The organism is Pseudomonas sp. URIL14HWK12:I6 (genome assembly GCF_000514195.1).
In the GTDB taxonomy this organism is placed as follows: domain Bacteria; phylum Pseudomonadota; class Gammaproteobacteria; order Pseudomonadales; family Pseudomonadaceae; genus Aquipseudomonas; species Aquipseudomonas putida_A.
Map to the genome: position 1 here is coordinate 110,473 of NZ_KI911360.1, position 16,613 is coordinate 127,085.

The window sequence follows — 16,613 nt, forward strand, 5'->3', positions numbered from 1 at the left end:
CAAAGGTCTTCGTTGGCCCGGTGTCAGCGGGCGTGGCTAATGGAATCTTGTTATCCGTCCGAATCCAGTCAGCCCCGAAAGGCGTCATCGGACGAAAGGCGAAGGGCACGGACCCTTCGCCTTTTTAAGCGTTTACGCGCCGACTACGATCGGCCTTGCCAGAGGCGGGACGGCGGCGCTTGCGGGCGCGATACCGGCTTCGAACTCTGGACGGAAGTATTTGATGGCACTGCCCAACGGCTCCACGGCACCCGGTGCGTGAGCACAGAAGGTCTTGCCTGGGCCGAGGAAGCCGACCAGACCCAGCAGGGTCTCGATGTCGCCTGGCTGACCGCGGCCTTCTTCGATGGCCATCAAGAGCTTGACGCTCCATGGCAGGCCATCACGGCACGGGGTGCAGAAACCGCAGGATTCGCGAGCGAAGAACTGCTCCATGTTGCGCAGCAGGGAAACCATGTTGACGCTGTCGTCCACCGCCATCGCCAGGCCGGTACCCATCCGGGTGCCCACTTTGGCGATGCCGCCGGCGTACATCTGTGCGTCGAGGTGTTCCGGCAACAGGAAACCGGTACCGGCGCCACCTGGCTGCCAGGCCTTGAGCTTGTAACCGTCGCGCATGCCGCCGGCGTAGTCTTCGAACAGCTCACGGCCGGTGACGCCGAATGGCAGTTCCCACAGGCCAGGGTTCTTGACCTTGCCGGAGAAGCCCATGAGCTTGGTGCCCATGTCTTCGCTGCCTTCGCGGGCCAACGATTTGTACCAGTCAACGCCGTCGGCAATGATCGCCGGCACGTTGCACAGGGTTTCCACGTTGTTCACGCAGGTCGGCTTGCCCCACACGCCGACGGCGGCAGGGAAGGGCGGCTTGGAGCGCGGGTTGGCGCGGCGGCCTTCGAGGGAGTTGATCAGTGCGGTTTCTTCACCGCAGATGTAACGCCCGGCGCCGGTGTGGACGAACAGTTCGAAATCGAAACCGCTGCCCAGAATGTTTTTACCCAGCAGGCCTGCAGCCTTGGCTTCTTCCACGGCACGGTTGAGGTGCTTGGCGGCGGTGGTGTACTCGCCACGCAGGAAGATGTAGCCACGGTAGGTTTTCAGTGCGCGGGCACTGATCAACATGCCTTCGATCAGCAGATGGGGCAGTTGCTCCATCAGCATGCGGTCTTTCCAGGTGTTCGGCTCCATCTCGTCCGCGTTGCACAGCAGGTAGCGGATGTTGATGGATTCGTCCTTGGGCATCAGGCCCCACTTCACGCCAGTGGGGAAGCCTGCACCGCCGCGACCTTTCAGACCGGCGTCTTTCACGGTCTGGACGATGTCGTCCTGAGCCATGTCGGCGAAGGCCTTGCGCGCAGCGGCGTAACCGTTCTTGGCCTGGTATTCGTCGAGCCACACGGCTTCGCCGTCGTCACGCAGACGCCAGGTCAGCGGGTGAGTCTCGGCCGAACGCTTGATGCGGTTGGCAGGACCGAAAGATGTCAGGGTCATACGTAGCCCTCGAGCAGTTTGGCCACGCCGGCAGGCTGCACGTCGCCAAAGGTGTCGTCGTCGATCATCAGTGCCGGTGCCTTGTCGCAGTTGCCGAGGCAGCAGACAGGCAGCAGGGTGAAACGACCGTCGGCGGTGGTCTGACCCAGGCCGATGCCCAGATTGTTCTGGATTTCGCTGACCACCGACTCGTGGCCGCCGATGTAGCAGACCATGCTGTCGCAGACGCGAATGATGTGACGGCCGACCGGCTGACGGAAGATCTGGCTGTAGAACGTCGCCACGCCTTCAACGTCGCTGGCCGGGATGCCGAGGATCTCGCCGATCGCGTACAGGGCGCCATCCGGCACCCAGCCGCGTTCTTTCTGAACGATCTTCAGGGCTTCGATCGACGCCGCGCGCGGGTCTTCGTAGTGATGCAGCTCGTGCTCGATGGCCGAGCGCTCTGTTTCACTCAAGGTGAAACGGTCTGTCTGGATAAGCGTGCTGTTCATGCTTAGCGGTCCACGTCGGCCATAACGAAGTCGATACTACCCAGGTACGCAATCAAGTCCGCGACCATGCTGCCTTTGATCACCGAAGGGATCTGTTGCAGGTGCGGGAAGCTCGGAGTACGGATCCGGGTACGGTAGCTCATGGTGCCGCCGTCGCTCGTCAGGTAATAACTGTTGATGCCCTTGGTCGCTTCGATCATCTGGAAGGATTCGTTGGCCGGCATGACCGGACCCCACGAAACTTGCAGGAAGTGCGTGATCAGGGTTTCGATGTGCTGCAGCGTGCGCTCTTTCGGCGGCGGCGTGGTCAGCGGGTGATCCGCCTTGTACGGGCCTTCCGGCATGTTGCGCATGCACTGGTCGATGATCTTGATGCTCTGGCGCATCTCTTCGACGCGGACCATGCAGCGATCGTAGGCATCGCCATTGGCGGCCAGCGGTACTTCGAACTCGAAGTTCTCGTAGCCGGAGTATGGGCGCGCTTTACGCAGGTCGAAGTCGCAACCGGTCGAACGCAGGCCGGCACCGGTGACACCCCATTCCAGGGCCTCTTTGGTGTTGTACTGGGCGACGCCGATGGTCCGGCCCTTGAGGATGCTGTTCTGCAGGGCCGCCTTGGTGTACTCGTCGAGGCGCTTTGGCAGCCACTCAACGAAGTCTTTCACCAGTTTGTCCCAGCCGCGCGGCAGGTCGTGGGCGACGCCACCGATGCGGTACCAGGCCGGGTGCAGACGGAAACCGGTAATGGCTTCGATCACCGTGTACGCCTTCTGGCGGTCGGTGAAGGTGAAGAACACCGGGGTCATGGCGCCGACGTCCTGGATGTAGGTGCCCAGGAACAGCAGGTGGCTGGTGATCCGGAAGAACTCGGCCATCATGATGCGGATGACGTCGACCTTCTCCGGCACCTTGATGCCGGCCAGCTTCTCGACCGAGAGCACGTACGGCAGGTTGTTCATCACGCCGCCGAGGTAGTCGATACGGTCGGTGTACGGGATGAAACTGTGCCAGGACTGACGCTCGGCCATCTTCTCGGCACCACGGTGGTGGTAACCGATGTCTGGTACGCAGTCGACGATCTCTTCGCCATCGAGTTGCAGAATGATGCGGAACGCACCGTGAGCCGAAGGGTGGTTCGGGCCCAGGTTGAGGAACATGTAGTCCTCGTTGGCCCCGGAACGCTTCATGCCCCAGTCTTCAGGACGGAAGCGCGCAGCTTCTTCCTCAAGCTGCTGCTTGGCGAGGTTGAGGCTGAACGGATCGAATTCGGTGGCGCGCGCCGGGAAGTCCTTGCGCAGCGGGTGACCTTCCCAGGTCGGCGGCATCATGATGCGCGACAGGTGCGGGTGGCCTTTGAAGTCGATGCCGTACATGTCCCAGACTTCACGCTCGTACCAGTTGGCGTTCGGCCAGATGCTGGTGACGGTCGGCAAGCTCAGGTCGCTTTCGGACAAGGCGACTTTGATCATCACGTCACTATTACGCTCAAGCGACATGAGGTGATAGAACACGGTGAAGTCGGCGCCCGATGGCAGCCCTTGACGCTTGGTGCGCAGGCGCTCGTCCACGCCGTGCAGGTCATAGAGCATGACGTACGGCTTGGGCAGGTTACGCAGGAAGGTCAGGACTTCGACGAGTCTGGCGCGCGCCACCCACAGCACCGGCATGCCGGTGCGGGTCGACTGAGCGGTGAACGCTTCGGCGCCAAAACGGTTGTTCAATTCGACGACCACATCCTGGTCGTCTGCCTTATAAGGCGGGATGTACAGAGCGCTGCCTGTAGTCATGGTTATTTTTTCGCTTTCGGTCAACGTAAAGAATGAAGCCAGCTTCTCGTTTCTTTGAAACAGACTGGATCAGACTTCGTCAGGGCTGCGCAGATTGGTGACTGCGATTCGCTGTTCGCGGCGCTGTTCCTTTTGCGAAGGCATGTCGGCGCGATAAACGCCTTGGTCGCCAACGACCCAGGAAAGCGGACGACGCTCCTGTCCAATCGATTCCTGCAACAGCATCAAGCCTTGCAGGAATGCTTCTGGACGAGGCGGGCAGCCAGGTACGTAGACGTCCACGGGCAGGAACTTGTCCACCCCTTGAACCACGGAGTAGATGTCGTACATGCCACCGGAGTTGGCGCACGAACCCATGGAGATAACCCACTTAGGCTCGAGCATCTGCTCGTAGAGACGCTGAATGATCGGCGCCATCTTGATGAAGCAGGTACCGGCGATAACCATGAAGTCGGCCTGACGCGGTGATGCCCGGATAACTTCGGCGCCAAAGCGCGCGATGTCGTGGGGCGCCGTGAAGGCGGTGGTCATTTCCACGTAGCAGCACGAAAGGCCGAAGTTGTACGGCCACAGGGAGTTTTTACGCCCCCAGTTGACCGCGCCACTCAGCACGTCTTCGAGCTTGCCCATGAAAATGTTTTTGTGGACTTGATCCTCTAACGGATCGGAAACGGTTTCCCGTTCGCCGATCGGATATTGCTCGTTAGGAGCATCGGGGTCGATTCTGGTGAGATTGTATTGCATTGCCAAAGCCTCATTGTTTCAGCTTCGCCTGCCGCTTGCGACGAGCTTCCGGAGCCCAGTCAAGGGCGCCCACTCGGAACAGGTAGACAAGACCTGCCAACAGAATTGCTATGAAAACGAGAGCTTCGACGAATCCGGTCCAGCCGCTTTCGCGGACGGACACAGACCATGCAAAGAGAAAGAGGGCTTCGATATCGAAGATCACGAACAGCATCGCGACCAGATAGAATTTGGCTGAGAGCCGCAAGCGGGCGCCACCTGTAGGTAGCATGCCGGACTCGAACGGTTCGTTTTTGCTGCGGCCCCAGGCTTTTGACCCGAGGAGGCTGGAGACGCCAAGCATGAAGGCACACAGGCCGACGACACCCAGAAGGAAAATGGCAAAGCCCCAGTTGTGGGCCATGAGTCCTGTCGCTTCGGGCATGCTGGTAATCCTTAACAGAGAGCAAAGGTCTCTGAGCTTGATAAAGAAATAGGCAGTGACGATATGTCGCAGCAATCAATCGCGCTGATTTTATGGCTAAACACCCGGCAAGTAAAATTCCTATAGCGAAATTATTTATTGGAATAAGGACATAGCGTACCTCCAATGCCCTGCAGCCCATGCGTTGCGGGCATTAGCCGGGTTTATGCAAATAATGTTTTGTAGGGAATGTAACGAACATAGTTGCAGCTAAATGATAATTGATATCGTTTGGAGTGGTTTTGTAACTGTTTAGCGGTGCAGTAAACAGAAAGTTGTCTTATATGCCCGTTACTGCAAGTAGCGGTGGCGCCCGTTTTAGCTGATTTTTCTGACCTGAGTACTGGTCTGGATCAATGTTTTGTCGCGCGGCGGGCGCTAAACCTGTGGGAGCGGGCTTGCTCGCGAAGGCGGTGGGTCAGTCGCGCATGTGCAAGCTGACACTACGCTTTCGCGAGCAAGCCCGCTCCCACAGGGGGGGGGTGGTGTTTAGGGAATCGGCGCGCAAAAAAAAACGCCCCGAACCAGTCGGGGCGTCAGTTTTGCGGCTTTGCGGTTAGTTTTCTATACGATCCGCAAAGGCCGTTTGCTCAGCGAAGTCGAATCAGTGGAACTGTTCTTCTTCGGTCGAACCGGTCAGCGCGGTCACCGAGGACGAGCCGCCCTGAATCACGGTGGTCATGTCGTCGAAGTAGCCGGTGCCCACTTCCTGCTGGTGAGCCACGAAGGTGTAACCCTTGGCGGCGTCAGCGAATTCCTGCTCCTGCAGCTTCACGTAGGCAGTCATGTCGTTGCGGGCGTAGTCGTGCGCCAGGTTGAACATGCTGTGCCACATGTTGTGAATGCCGGCCAGGGTGATGAACTGGTGCTTGTAACCCATGGCGGACAGTTCGCGCTGGAACTTGGCGATGGTAGCGTCGTCCAGGTTTTTCTTCCAGTTGAAGGAAGGCGAGCAGTTGTACGACAGCAGTTGGTCCGGGTATTCCTTCTTGATCGCTTCAGCGAAGCGACGGGCTTCTTCCAGATCCGGTTTGGCGGTTTCGCACCAGATCAGGTCGGCGTACGGTGCGTAGGCCAGGCCACGGGCGATGGCTTGATCCAGGCCGGCACGAACCTTGTAGAAACCTTCCTGAGTACGCTCGCCAGTCACGAACGGCTGGTCGTACGGATCGCAGTCCGAAGTCAGCAGGTCAGCCGCGTTGGCGTCGGTACGCGCCAGGATGATGGTCGGCGTACCGGCAACGTCAGCCGCCAGACGTGCAGCGGTCAGCTTCTGTACCGCTTCCTGAGTCGGAACCAGTACCTTGCCGCCCATGTGACCGCATTTCTTCACGGAAGCCAGTTGGTCTTCGAAGTGAACGCCGGCGGCGCCTGCTTCGATCATGCTCTTCATCAGTTCGTAGGCGTTCAGTACGCCGCCGAAACCGGCTTCAGCGTCAGCCACGATTGGCGCGAAGTAGTCGATGTAGCCTTCGTCGCCCGGGTTCTTGCCGGCTTTCCACTGGATCTGGTCAGCACGACGGAACGAGTTGTTGATGCGCTTGACCACGGTTGGCACCGAGTCCACCGGGTACAGCGACTGGTCCGGGTACATGGATTCTGCGGAGTTGTTGTCCGCAGCCACTTGCCAGCCCGACAGGTAGATCGCCTGGATACCGGCCTTGACCTGCTGAACAGCCTGGCCACCGGTCAGGGCGCCCATGCAGTTGACGAAATCTTTCTCTGGGCGGAAGGACGGCTTGGCACCCTGGGTCACCAGGTTCCACAGCTTCTCGGCGCCCATTTTCGCAAAGGTGTGCTCAGGCTGAACCGAGCCACGCAGACGGACGACGTCAGCAGCGGAGTAAGTGCGAGTCACGCCTTTCCAGCGCGGGTTTTCAGCCCAGTCTTTTTCAAGGGCTGCAATTTGCTGTTCGCGTGTCAGTGCCATGGAGATAAACCTCGTCGCGTCTTTATGAAAAGTTGTTCTGCGGTGGAAAATTCCTGCGCTCGCTGACCAGAAGCTTAGGTGGTCAAGTCGGGTTCGGCGGGGTAGGCGACGGGATGAACGATGGGCTCGAGGGGAAGTGAGCAGGTAGTGGCGGACTGCGGGCGCATTCGGGCGTCGTGGGCCTTTATACGGACTACAGCGTGAAGCCGGGTTACCTAATTACGCTTCCGTCCCTCGGGACAACTTCGTTCCAGTCGGCAACCTCGTCAAACACACCTTGTGGGCGGTACAGACACGAAGCGGTTCGCGGGGTAGGTGCGAACGTCGCTTCGAAGGCCCTTGCCAGGGCCTCTGATTAGCGGGAGCGAGGCCATCATGCCTTCGCTTTTTTGGCTCGTCAAACGTTTTGTAGTGCTTTTTTTCAAGCACTACATCTTTCGTCTAATACGACTAATCAGTCAGTTTTCGGTGCTTTAGTCCAGGGCGTCGACTTTGACCCGTAAGGTCATGTCATCCCGGCCTTGAGTCGAGTAGCTGCGGGTCAGGCCCTGTTTGTCGGCCTGAGTCTGGCGATTTACGCCGGCGAGGGTGATCCATTCGCCCAGGCGTCCGCTGACTGTTGTGTCGGTACTTTGCACGTTCACTACATCGGGACGTTCCTGGCTCATGCGGTCACGGTTGGTACTGATTGCCAGGTGAACGATGTCGCCGGTGACGCTGGCGGTGACGTAGAAGCCTTGAGTGACGTTGCGGTATTGGGTCTGGCTACTGTAGTCGCCGTAGGAGTTGGTCTGACTGCTGGTGATCGGCACGCTCTGGCCAACCTGGATCAGCGCCGGCATGCCGTCGGTGGCCTGTACTTGCTGCACGCCGCCGTCACGGCTGGAGGTGCTGCGGCTGATAATGCGGGTCTGATTCGGCTGCGCGCCGTTGACCGAGTAGCCTTCATCGCCGCGACCGTTGTTTTCATTGGTATCAACCGTGATCAACAGGCGTTTGGGCGCAGTATCGAGCTGGGTAATCAGCGCTTTGAGTTCCTGAATCTTGTCCGGCTCGGCCTTGATGATCAGTTGGTTGCCATAGGCGCTGACCTGACCGTCCTTGCCGATAAAGTCTTGCGCCATCGGCAGCATGTCGGCGCTGGTGCGGTAGTTGAGGGGCACGATTTCTGTGGCTGCCATCACCGAAAAACTGCAACCGAGCAGCAGGGTGGTGAGCAGGGTGCGTAGGGACATGTCCGTTATCTCCGCTTCGAAAGGCTTGATATTGCCAGTTTGTCGGCCCGGGATGGGGCAAGTTGAATCGTAGACAGCAAAACGCCCCGGCATCGGAAAATGGCGGGGCGTTTTGAGGGGGGCTCAAGAGCCTTTGTGGTGAGGGGATTTATCCCCGATGGGCTGCGAAGCAGACCTGAAATTTTGGGGCCGCTCCGCGACCCATCGGGGATAAATCCCCTCACCACAGGATCTCCAGAGATCACAAAATCTCCAGAAATTACAGGATCACTTCAGGTCAGGCCGAATGGCGAACCATATCGACATGCGGAATCCCGGCTTCGAGAAATTCCTCGCTGACCAGGCTGAAGCCCAGGCGCTCATAGAATGCCGTGGCCTGTACCTGCGCACTTAGCATCTGCTCTTTCAGGCCGCGGGCTTCGGCTTCGGCGATGACCGCTTGCATCAGCGCATCGCCCACCTTCATCCCGCGCCAGTCCTTCAGTACCGAAACCCGACCAATGTGCCCGTCGGGCAGCAGGCGGGCGGTGCCGATCGGAAAGTCGCCTTCGAACGCCAGAAAATGCACGGCGGTCGCGTCATCGGCGTCCCATTCCAGCTCGGGTGGCACCGATTGTTCGGCGATGAACACCGTTTCACGAATGCGCCGGATCTCGGCGTTGTCCTTTTGCCAGTCTGCGACACGTACGCGAATCTTATTCATCGGCAAATCCCAGGCTGCCTTGTTTGACCAGTTCGCACAGCAGGCCGCGACCGTCTTCGTCGTTGAGCCACTCGCCGAGGTTGTCGACATGCAGCGCATCGGCGGCGCAGATCATCTTCAGCAGCTCGCGCAGCTTGCCCGGCAGGTAACGGCTCTGGCCGCTGGCGAACAGCAGCAGGTCGTCATCGACTTCCGACCAGGCCAGGCGCGCACTCGGGTTGCGGATCAGCACGGCGCCGTCCTGCAGCGCGTTGAGAAAGTCATCTTCTTCAACGTCTTCCGGGCCAACCACCAGTTCCGGGTAGCGCGGCTCGGTCATGTACTGGCCGAACCAGGTCAGCAGCAGGCGCTCGTCGCTCATGTGCTCGGCGAGCAGGCTTTTCAGGCGGCCGAGTGCGTCGTGCTGGATTTGATGCGGATCATCGCTGACCGGTTTCGCATCGGCGTCGGTGTAGCGTTCTTCGTCAGTCAGGAACTGGCTGAGGAAGTCGGTGAAGTGGGTCAGTACCTCCGAGGCGCTCGGGGCGCGGAAGCCAACCGAGTAGGTCATGCAGTTGTCCACGGCGACACCGCAGTGGGCCAGGCGCGGCGGCAGGTAGAGCATGTCGCCCGGTTCCAGCACCCACTCTTCGGTCTCGTGGAATTCGGCGAGGATGCGCAGATCCGCGTGTTGTAGCAGCGGGCTTTCGGAGTCGCACATCTGGCCGATCTTCCAGTTGCGCTGGCCATGACCTTGCAGCAGGAACACGTCGTAGTTGTCGAAGTGCGGGCCAACGCTGCCACCCGGGGCGGCGAAGCTGATCATCACGTCATCGACGCGCCAGCTCGGCAGGAAGCGGAAGTTTTCCAGCAGCTCGCTGACTTCCGGGACGAATTGATCAACGGCCTGAACGAGCAGGGTCCACTCTTTTTCCGGCAGCTTGCTGAATTCGTCTTCGGCGAACGGGCCGCGACGCAGCTCCCACGGGCGCTCGCCGTGCTCGATCACCAGGCGCGACTCGACCTCTTCTTCCAGGGCCAGGCCGGCCAGCTCGTCGGCGTCGATCGGGCTTTCGAAGTCAGGGATGGCCTGACGGATCAGCAGCGGCTTTTTCTGCCAGTAATCGCGCATGAATTCGCGCGCCGTGAGACCGCCCAGAAGTTGAAGAGGAGTATCAGGATTCATGTGTAACCTATTGAAAAAAAGCATTTTTCAGACGGGAATAAAAACGCCCGGCGCGGCCGGGCGTCTCAAACGGGTCAAGCGGTGAATCAGATGCGTTTGGCTTGCGCCACAGCGTTGCCGATGTAGTTGGCCGGGGTCAGCTGTTTCAGCTCGGCTTTCGCTTCGGCTGGCATGTCCAGGCCGTCGATGAAAGTCTGCAGCGCTTCCGGGCTGATGCCCTTACCGCGGGTCAGTTCTTTGAGCTTTTCGTAAGGGTTTTCGATGTTGTAGCGGCGCATCACGGTCTGGATCGGCTCGGCCAATACTTCCCAGCAAGCGTCCAGATCGGCAGCGATCTTGTCAGCGTTCAGCTCAAGCTTGCTGATGCCTTTGAGGCTGGCTTCGTAGGCGATCACGCTGTGAGCAAAGCCCACACCGAGGTTGCGCAGTACGGTGGAGTCGGTCAGGTCGCGCTGCCAGCGGGAGATCGGCAGTTTGCTCGCCAGGTGCTGGAACAGTGCATTGGCGATGCCCAGGTTGCCTTCGGAGTTTTCGAAGTCGATCGGGTTGACCTTGTGCGGCATGGTCGACGAACCGATTTCGCCAGCGATGGTGCGCTGCTTGAAATAACCCAGGGAAATGTAGCCCCAGATGTCACGGTCGAAGTCGATCAGGATGGTGTTGAAGCGCGCGATCGCGTCGAACAGCTCGGCGATGTAGTCATGCGGTTCGATCTGCGTGGTGTACGGGTTGAAGCCCAGGCCCAGTTCGTCTTCGATGAAGGCGCGGGCGTTGGCTTCCCAGTCGATCTGCGGGTAGGCCGACAGGTGCGCGTTGTAGTTGCCTACGGCGCCATTGATCTTGCCCAGCAGCGGCACGGCAGCGACTTGAGCGATCTGACGCTCGAGACGGTAAACCACGTTCGCCAGCTCTTTACCCAGAGTAGTCGGGGAGGCCGGTTGGCCGTGGGTGCGCGACAGCATCGGCACGTCGGCGAAACGGATCGCCAGTTCGCGGATGGCGTTGGCAGTCTGGCGCATCAGCGGCAGCATCACGTCGTCACGGCCTTCGCGCAGCATCAGGGCGTGGGACAGGTTGTTGATGTCTTCACTGGTGCAGGCAAAGTGGATGAACTCGCTGACCTTGGCCAGCTCCGGCAGCTTGGCCGCCTGCTCCTTGAGCAGGTATTCGATCGCCTTGACGTCGTGGTTGGTGGTGCGCTCGATCTCTTTGACGCGCTCAGCGTGCTCCAGCGAGAAGTTTTCAGCCAGTTCATTGAGAACGGCGTTGGCCTCGGCGGAGAAGGCTGGCACTTCCGGGATACCGGCGTGGGCGGCCAGGCGCTGGAGCCAGCGCACTTCAACCAGGACGCGGGCACGGATCAGGCCGTACTCGCTGAAAATCGGGCGCAGGGCCTGGGTTTTGCCGGCGTAGCGGCCGTCAACAGGGGAAACCGCAGTGAGCGAAGAGAGCTGCATGGGGTGTTCTCGGACAGTCGGGCAACGAAATGGGGCGCGTATCATACATGAAAAAATCCGCCGGTCCGTTGCCAACTGACCGGCGTATTACGCGCTACAGACTACAAAACTTTTATTGCGCGACGATTTACTCGCTGCGCATCAACGGATACAGCTCTTTGAGCAGCTTGCGCCGGCTGATCACCAACTGCCAGCGGTGGCCGCCGAGCTGTCGCCACAGGCGTGCCGAACGGATGCCGGCCAGCAGCAGGGCGCGGATCTTCGAGGCATTGCTCGGTTGTTGCAGGTTGCGCATGTCGCCATGCACCTGAATCCGCTGGCGCAGGGTGCTCAAGGTGTCCTGATACAGCGCACCGCAAGCGGCGATCACGTTTTCGTGGGCCGGGCCGAAATGTTCGACCTGTGACTGGATCTGCGGCAAGCGCTTGCCAATGGTGTCGAGCATGTCGTCACGTTTGGCCAGTTGGCGTTCGAGGCCGAGCATCGACAGGGCGTAGCGCAGCGGTTCGCGCTGCAGGGTGCTCGGGTCGCGCTCGAGGGCGCCGATCAATGCCCGATAACCCTCGCGCAGATTGAGGTCGTCGCCGCCGTACACGTCCAGTGTGTCCTTCGGGTCGCGTACCAGCAGGCTGCCGAGCATGCAGCTCAGGCCGGCCTCGCTGGTCTGGCCGGTCTTGGCGATGCGGTCGACCAGCACCGCGGCGAGAAACACCCCGCCCAGCGCCGTCAGTTGCTCCTGAGTCGGGCTCATGCCTGGCCGCTCCACGGCTCGGCCACTTCGATCACGCCGCCACCGAGGCAGATTTCACCGTCATAGAACACCACGGACTGACCCGGGGTTACCGCGCGTTGCGGTTCGTCGAACACGGCGCGGTAGCCGTTTTCGGTTTTTTCCAGGGTGCAAGCCTGATCGCTCTGGCGATAACGCACTTTGGCGGTCAGGCGCAGTGGCTGGCTCAGGTCGATCGGATTGACCCAGTAGATTTCCGAAGCGAGCAGGGCGCTGGAGAACAGCCACGGATGGTTGTTGCCCTGACCGACGATCAGCTCGTTGGTGTCCAGATCCTTGCGCAACACGTACCACGGCTCGTCGCCGGCATCTTTCAGGCCGCCGATACCCAGGCCCTGACGCTGACCGATGGTGTGGTACATCAAGCCGTGGTGACGGCCGATGACTTCGCCTTCGGTGGTCTTGATCTCGCCCGGTTGCGCTGGCAGGTATTGCTTGAGGAAGTCGCTGAAACGTCGCTCGCCGATGAAGCAGATCCCGGTGGAATCCTTCTTCTTGGCGGTCGCCAGCTCGTATTTCTCGGCAATGGCGCGAACTTCGGGCTTTTCCAGTTCACCGACCGGGAACAGGGTCTTGGCGATCTGTTCGCCGCCGACAGCGTGCAGGAAGTAGCTCTGGTCCTTGTTCGGATCGAGGCCCTTGAGCAGTTCAGTGCGGCCATCGATGTCACGACGGCGCACATAGTGACCGGTGGCGATCAGGTCGGCGCCAAGCATCATGGCGTAGTCGAGGAACGCCTTGAACTTGATCTCGCGGTTGCACAGGATGTCCGGGTTCGGCGTGCGGCCGGCCTTGTATTCGGCGAGGAAGTGCTCGAACACGTTGTCCCAGTACTCGGCGGCGAAGTTGGCGGTGTGCAGCTTGATGCCGATCTTGTCGCACACGGCCTGGGCATCCGCCAGGTCGTCCATGGCGGTGCAGTATTCCGTTCCGTCGTCTTCTTCCCAGTTCTTCATGAACAGGCCTTCCACCTCGTAACCCTGCTCGATCAGCAGGAGAGCGGAAACGGAAGAGTCCACGCCGCCGGACATGCCGACAATGACGCGCTTCTTGGATGTGTCAGAAGGGGCTGGATCACGCATAGGGATTCAATGAGTGTCTTGAAAAAGGACGCGATTCTAGCAGGCTCACGGCCTCAAGGCTAAAGAGAAGGGCGGATCAGTTCGAGACTGAAGTGATGACCGGCCAGATAGTCGTCGATGCAGCGGATGATCAGCTCGCTGCGCCAGTTGTCGCGTTGAGCGATTAATTCGCTACGGGTCAACCACTTGGCGCCGACGATGCCGTCGTCGAGTTGATAGTCCGGGTGGTGTTTCACCGCTTTGGCGCTGAAGCACACGCGTTGATACGTCACGCCGTTGCTCGGCGCGGTATACAGATAAATGCCGATCACGCCGGTGGGTTCGACGTCCCAGCCGGTTTCCTCAAGGGTTTCGCGGATGGCGGCGTCGATCAGGGTCTCGTTCGGGTCCAGATGACCGGCCGGCTGGTTGAGCACATTACGCCCGGCCTTGTGCTCTTCGACCATCAGGAAGCGGCCGTTGTCTTCGACGATGGTGGCAACGGTGATGTGGGGGAGCCATTCCATAGGGTTTCCTCGATGGTAGCGCGGTCAACTGTGGGAGCGAGCCTGCTCGCGAAAGCGTTGGGTCAGTCAACGAAGGTGGTGAATGATAAACCGCATTCGCGAGCAGGCTCGCTCCCACAGGGATTTTTGTGAATTCTGAAAACACAAACCCCGGCACACGGCCGGGGTTTGTGATGTTCCCTTTACAACCTTAAACCAGCGCAGCAATCGCCGCGTTGAAGGTTGCGCTTGGGCGCATGGCCTTGCTGATCAGTTCGGCGTCGGCGTGGTAGTAACCGCCGATGTCCACTGGCTTGCCCTGCACGGCGTTGAGCTCGGCAACGATGGTCGCCTCGTTCTCGGTCAGGGTTTTGGCCAGGGCCGCGAACTGCGCTTGCAGTGCAGCGTCTTCGGTCTGGGCGGCCAGGGCCTGAGCCCAGTACAGCGCCAGGTAGAAGTGGCTGCCGCGGTTGTCGATGTTGCCGACCTTGCGCGATGGCGACTTGTTGTTGTCGAGGAACTGGCCGGTGGCCTGATCCAGGGTTTTCGACAGAACCAGCGCTTTCGGGTTGTTGTAGTTCACACCCAAATGCTCGAGGGAGGCTGCCAGAGCCAGGAATTCGCCCAGCGAATCCCAGCGCAGGAAGTTCTCTTCAACCAATTGCTGCACGTGCTTCGGCGCCGAACCACCGGCGCCGGTTTCGAACAGGCCACCGCCGTTCATCAGCGGCACGATCGACAGCATCTTGGCGCTGGTGCCCAGTTCCATGATCGGGAACAGGTCGGTCAGGTAGTCGCGCAGTACGTTGCCGGTCACCGAAATGGTGTCCTTGCCTTCGCGGGTGCGCTGCAGGGTGTACTTCATGGCATCGACCGGCGCCATGATCTGGATGTCCAGACCGCTGGTGTCGTGATCCTTCAGGTAAGCCTGAACCTTCTCGATCACTACGCCGTCGTGGGCGCGCATCGGGTCCAGCCAGAAGATCGCCGGGGTGCTGCTGGCGCGAGCACGGTTGACGGCCAGTTTGACCCAGTCCTGGATCGGCGCATCTTTGGTCTGGCACATGCGGAAGATGTCGCCGGCTTCAACAGCCTGCTCCATCAGCAGCTTGCCCTTGCTGTCGGTAACGCGAACCACGCCGTCAGCCTTGATCTGGAAGGTCTTGTCGTGCGAGCCGTACTCTTCGGCTTTCTTCGCCATCAGGCCAACGTTTGGCACGCTGCCCATGGTGGTCGGATCGAACGCGCCATTGGCTTTGCAATCTTCGATCACAGCCTGGTAGATGGTTGCGTAGCAACGATCCGGGATCACAGCCTTGGTGTCGTGCAGCTGACCATCGGTGCCCCACATCTTGCCGGAGTCACGGATCATCGCTGGCATCGAGGCGTCGACGATGACGTCGCTCGGCACGTGCAGGTTGGTGATGCCCTTGTCGGAGTTGACCATCGCCAGCGATGGGCGAGCAGCGTAGACCGCTGCGATGTCAGCTTCGATCTGTGCTTGCTGCTCGGCCGGCAGGGCCTTGATGCGCGCGTACAGATCGCCAATGCCGTTGTTCAGGTTGAAGCCGATCTGGGCCAGCACGTCAGCGTGCTTGGTTAGGGCGTCTTTATAGAACTCGGCAACGATCTGGCCGAACATGATCGGGTCGGAGACCTTCATCATGGTCGCTTTCAGGTGAACCGAGAGCAGCACGCCCTGGGCCTTGGCGCTTTCGATTTCAGCGGCGATGAACGCGCGCAGGGCGTTTTTGCTCATCACGGCGCAGTCGAGGATCTCGCCAGCCTGAACGCTGGTTTTTTCTTTCAGGACGGTCGCGGTGCCGTCTTTGGCGATCAGCTCGATTTTCACAGCGTCAGCGGCGTCGATCAGGGCAGCTTTTTCGCTGCCGTAGAAATCGCCGGTGCTCATGTGAGCGACGTGGGACTTGGAGTCTTTGGCCCAGGCGCCCATTTTGTGCGGGTGCTTGCGAGCGTAGTTTTTTACCGACAGCGGAGCGCGGCGGTCGGAGTTGCCTTCACGCAGAACCGGGTTCACGGCGCTGCCCTTGACCTTGTCGTAACGCGCCTTGGCTTCTTTTTCGGCGTCGTTGGTCACGGTTTCCGGGTAGTCCGGCAGGTTGTAACCCTGGGCTTGCAGCTCTTTGATCGCCGCTTGCAGCTGAGGCACCGAAGCACTGATGTTCGGCAGCTTGATGATGTTGGCTTCAGGCGTAACGGCCAGGTCGCCCAGTTCGGCGAGGTGGTCGGCTACGGCTTTGTCGCCCAGTTGCTCGGGGAAGCTGGCCAGGATGCGTGCTGCAAGAGAGATATCGCGGGTTTCCACGGCGATATCGGCCGAGGCGGTGTAAGCCTCGATGATCGGCAGCAGGGAATAGGTGGCGAGGGCTGGAGCTTCGTCGGTGAAGGTATAGATGATCTTCGAGCGGGTGGGCATATTCGGATTAACTCTCTCTTCTTTGCTAAAGCGTGCGCAGAAACTCGAGGGGCGCCGGGTAAGCGCGTTCGTTCAAAGTCATCCATGAACCGAATGTCGAGATTCTTCGCGGTGATGTTGGGTGCATCAGTAGAGCGTCAAGCAGTCGGACTGCGGTAACAACCCGACCAATCAGGCGGAAAGTCTCGTGCTAGAGAGGCCAGCCGTCGTGACCCTTTGGTCAGCGGGCGGCATTATACATAGGTAGCTGGCAATCTGCCGATGGTTCATATGCAACGATTCTCGTCCATTGGTCTAAAGGTCGCAGGGGCGGGTGGGGCGTAGAGTCGCTGCGAATGCTTGAGTTTGGCGCT

14 protein-coding genes are annotated in these 16,613 nt (G+C 59.9%); all 14 read right to left on the minus strand.

All coding sequences use genetic code 11. The features are described from left to right. Positions 1-132: 132 nt before the first annotated feature. Positions 133-1,488, minus strand: a complete 1,356-nt coding sequence (gene nuoF, locus H043_RS0128530; RefSeq protein ID WP_027614663.1) for an NADH-quinone oxidoreductase subunit NuoF — start codon at positions 1,486-1,488, stop codon at positions 133-135. Then, the gene (gene nuoE / locus H043_RS0128535; RefSeq protein WP_003223804.1) at positions 1,485-1,982 is read right to left on the minus strand and encodes an NADH-quinone oxidoreductase subunit NuoE; all 498 of its coding nucleotides are present in this window, start codon (positions 1,980-1,982) and stop codon (positions 1,485-1,487) included. The genes nuoF and nuoE overlap by 4 nt, the downstream gene beginning before the upstream one ends. A 2-nt stretch (positions 1,983-1,984) precedes the next feature. Beyond that, positions 1,985-3,769, minus strand: coding sequence for an NADH-quinone oxidoreductase subunit C/D (gene nuoC / locus H043_RS0128540; RefSeq protein WP_027614664.1), 1,785 nt, complete (start codon positions 3,767-3,769; stop codon positions 1,985-1,987). Between the two features lie 69 nt (positions 3,770-3,838). Continuing rightward, a complete protein-coding gene (locus H043_RS0128545; RefSeq protein WP_003223809.1) occupies positions 3,839-4,513 on the minus strand; it encodes an NADH-quinone oxidoreductase subunit B family protein in 675 nt (224 codons plus the stop codon). A 10-nt stretch (positions 4,514-4,523) separates the two neighbouring features. Continuing rightward, positions 4,524-4,937, minus strand: coding sequence for an NADH-quinone oxidoreductase subunit A (locus H043_RS0128550; RefSeq protein ID WP_003223812.1), 414 nt, complete (start codon positions 4,935-4,937; stop codon positions 4,524-4,526). A 643-nt stretch (positions 4,938-5,580) separates the two neighbouring features. Next, positions 5,581-6,906 carry an isocitrate lyase gene (gene aceA, locus H043_RS0128555; protein ID WP_003223815.1) on the minus strand — a complete coding sequence of 442 codons (1,326 nt, stop codon included), beginning with the start codon at positions 6,904-6,906 and terminating at the stop codon, positions 5,581-5,583. 473 nt (positions 6,907-7,379) lie between these two features. Further along, on the minus strand, positions 7,380-8,141 hold the full coding sequence (locus H043_RS0128560) for a secretin N-terminal domain-containing protein (protein WP_027614665.1): 762 nt from the start codon (positions 8,139-8,141) through the stop codon (positions 7,380-7,382). 277 nt (positions 8,142-8,418) lie between these two features. Next, on the minus strand, positions 8,419-8,844 hold the full coding sequence (locus H043_RS0128565; protein WP_007964849.1) for a GNAT family N-acetyltransferase: 426 nt from the start codon (positions 8,842-8,844) through the stop codon (positions 8,419-8,421). Further along, positions 8,837-10,009, minus strand: a complete 1,173-nt coding sequence (locus tag H043_RS0128570) for a cupin domain-containing protein (protein ID WP_003223820.1) — start codon at positions 10,007-10,009, stop codon at positions 8,837-8,839. Before H043_RS0128570 ends, H043_RS0128565 begins: the two co-directional genes overlap by 8 nt. Before the next feature lie 86 nt (positions 10,010-10,095). Further along, positions 10,096-11,466, minus strand: a complete 1,371-nt coding sequence (purB, locus tag H043_RS0128575; protein WP_027614666.1) for an adenylosuccinate lyase — start codon at positions 11,464-11,466, stop codon at positions 10,096-10,098. A 127-nt stretch (positions 11,467-11,593) separates the two neighbouring features. Next, positions 11,594-12,217: a high frequency lysogenization protein HflD gene (gene hflD / locus H043_RS0128580; protein ID WP_003223824.1), complete on the minus strand. Its 624-nt coding sequence runs from the start codon at positions 12,215-12,217 to the stop codon at positions 11,594-11,596. Further along, entirely contained in the window at positions 12,214-13,338 is a 1,125-nt protein-coding gene (gene mnmA, locus H043_RS0128585) for a tRNA 2-thiouridine(34) synthase MnmA (protein WP_027614667.1), read from the minus strand. Before mnmA ends, hflD begins: the two co-directional genes overlap by 4 nt. A gap of 59 nt (positions 13,339-13,397) precedes the next feature. Beyond that, positions 13,398-13,844 (minus strand): NUDIX hydrolase, encoded by a 447-nt coding sequence (locus H043_RS0128590; protein ID WP_007964846.1) that lies wholly within the window; start codon positions 13,842-13,844, stop codon positions 13,398-13,400. Positions 13,845-14,034: 190 nt separating this feature from the next. Next, positions 14,035-16,260, minus strand: a complete 2,226-nt coding sequence (locus H043_RS0128595; protein ID WP_027614668.1) for an NADP-dependent isocitrate dehydrogenase — start codon at positions 16,258-16,260, stop codon at positions 14,035-14,037. Positions 16,261-16,613: the final 353 nt, after the last annotated feature.

Excerpts from the sequence above, each read along its gene's own strand:
- nuoF (WP_027614663.1), bottom strand. The coding sequence starts at position 1,488 with ATGACCCTGACATCTTTCGGTCCTGCCAACCGCATCAAGCGTTCGGCC.
- nuoE (WP_003223804.1), bottom strand. The coding sequence starts at position 1,982 with ATGAACAGCACGCTTATCCAGACAGACCGTTTCACCTTGAGTGAAACA.
- nuoC (WP_027614664.1), bottom strand. The coding sequence starts at position 3,769 with ATGACTACAGGCAGCGCTCTGTACATCCCGCCTTATAAGGCAGACGAC.
- H043_RS0128545 (WP_003223809.1), bottom strand. The coding sequence starts at position 4,513 with ATGCAATACAATCTCACCAGAATCGACCCCGATGCTCCTAACGAGCAA.
- H043_RS0128550 (WP_003223812.1), bottom strand. The coding sequence starts at position 4,937 with ATGCCCGAAGCGACAGGACTCATGGCCCACAACTGGGGCTTTGCCATT.
- aceA (WP_003223815.1), bottom strand. The coding sequence starts at position 6,906 with ATGGCACTGACACGCGAACAGCAAATTGCAGCCCTTGAAAAAGACTGG.
- H043_RS0128560 (WP_027614665.1), bottom strand. The coding sequence starts at position 8,141 with ATGTCCCTACGCACCCTGCTCACCACCCTGCTGCTCGGTTGCAGTTTT.
- H043_RS0128565 (WP_007964849.1), bottom strand. The coding sequence starts at position 8,844 with ATGAATAAGATTCGCGTACGTGTCGCAGACTGGCAAAAGGACAACGCC.
- H043_RS0128570 (WP_003223820.1), bottom strand. The coding sequence starts at position 10,009 with ATGAATCCTGATACTCCTCTTCAACTTCTGGGCGGTCTCACGGCGCGC.
- purB (WP_027614666.1), bottom strand. The coding sequence starts at position 11,466 with ATGCAGCTCTCTTCGCTCACTGCGGTTTCCCCTGTTGACGGCCGCTAC.
- hflD (WP_003223824.1), bottom strand. The coding sequence starts at position 12,217 with ATGAGCCCGACTCAGGAGCAACTGACGGCGCTGGGCGGGGTGTTTCTC.
- mnmA (WP_027614667.1), bottom strand. The coding sequence starts at position 13,338 with ATGCGTGATCCAGCCCCTTCTGACACATCCAAGAAGCGCGTCATTGTC.
- H043_RS0128590 (WP_007964846.1), bottom strand. The coding sequence starts at position 13,844 with ATGGAATGGCTCCCCCACATCACCGTTGCCACCATCGTCGAAGACAAC.
- H043_RS0128595 (WP_027614668.1), bottom strand. The coding sequence starts at position 16,260 with ATGCCCACCCGCTCGAAGATCATCTATACCTTCACCGACGAAGCTCCA.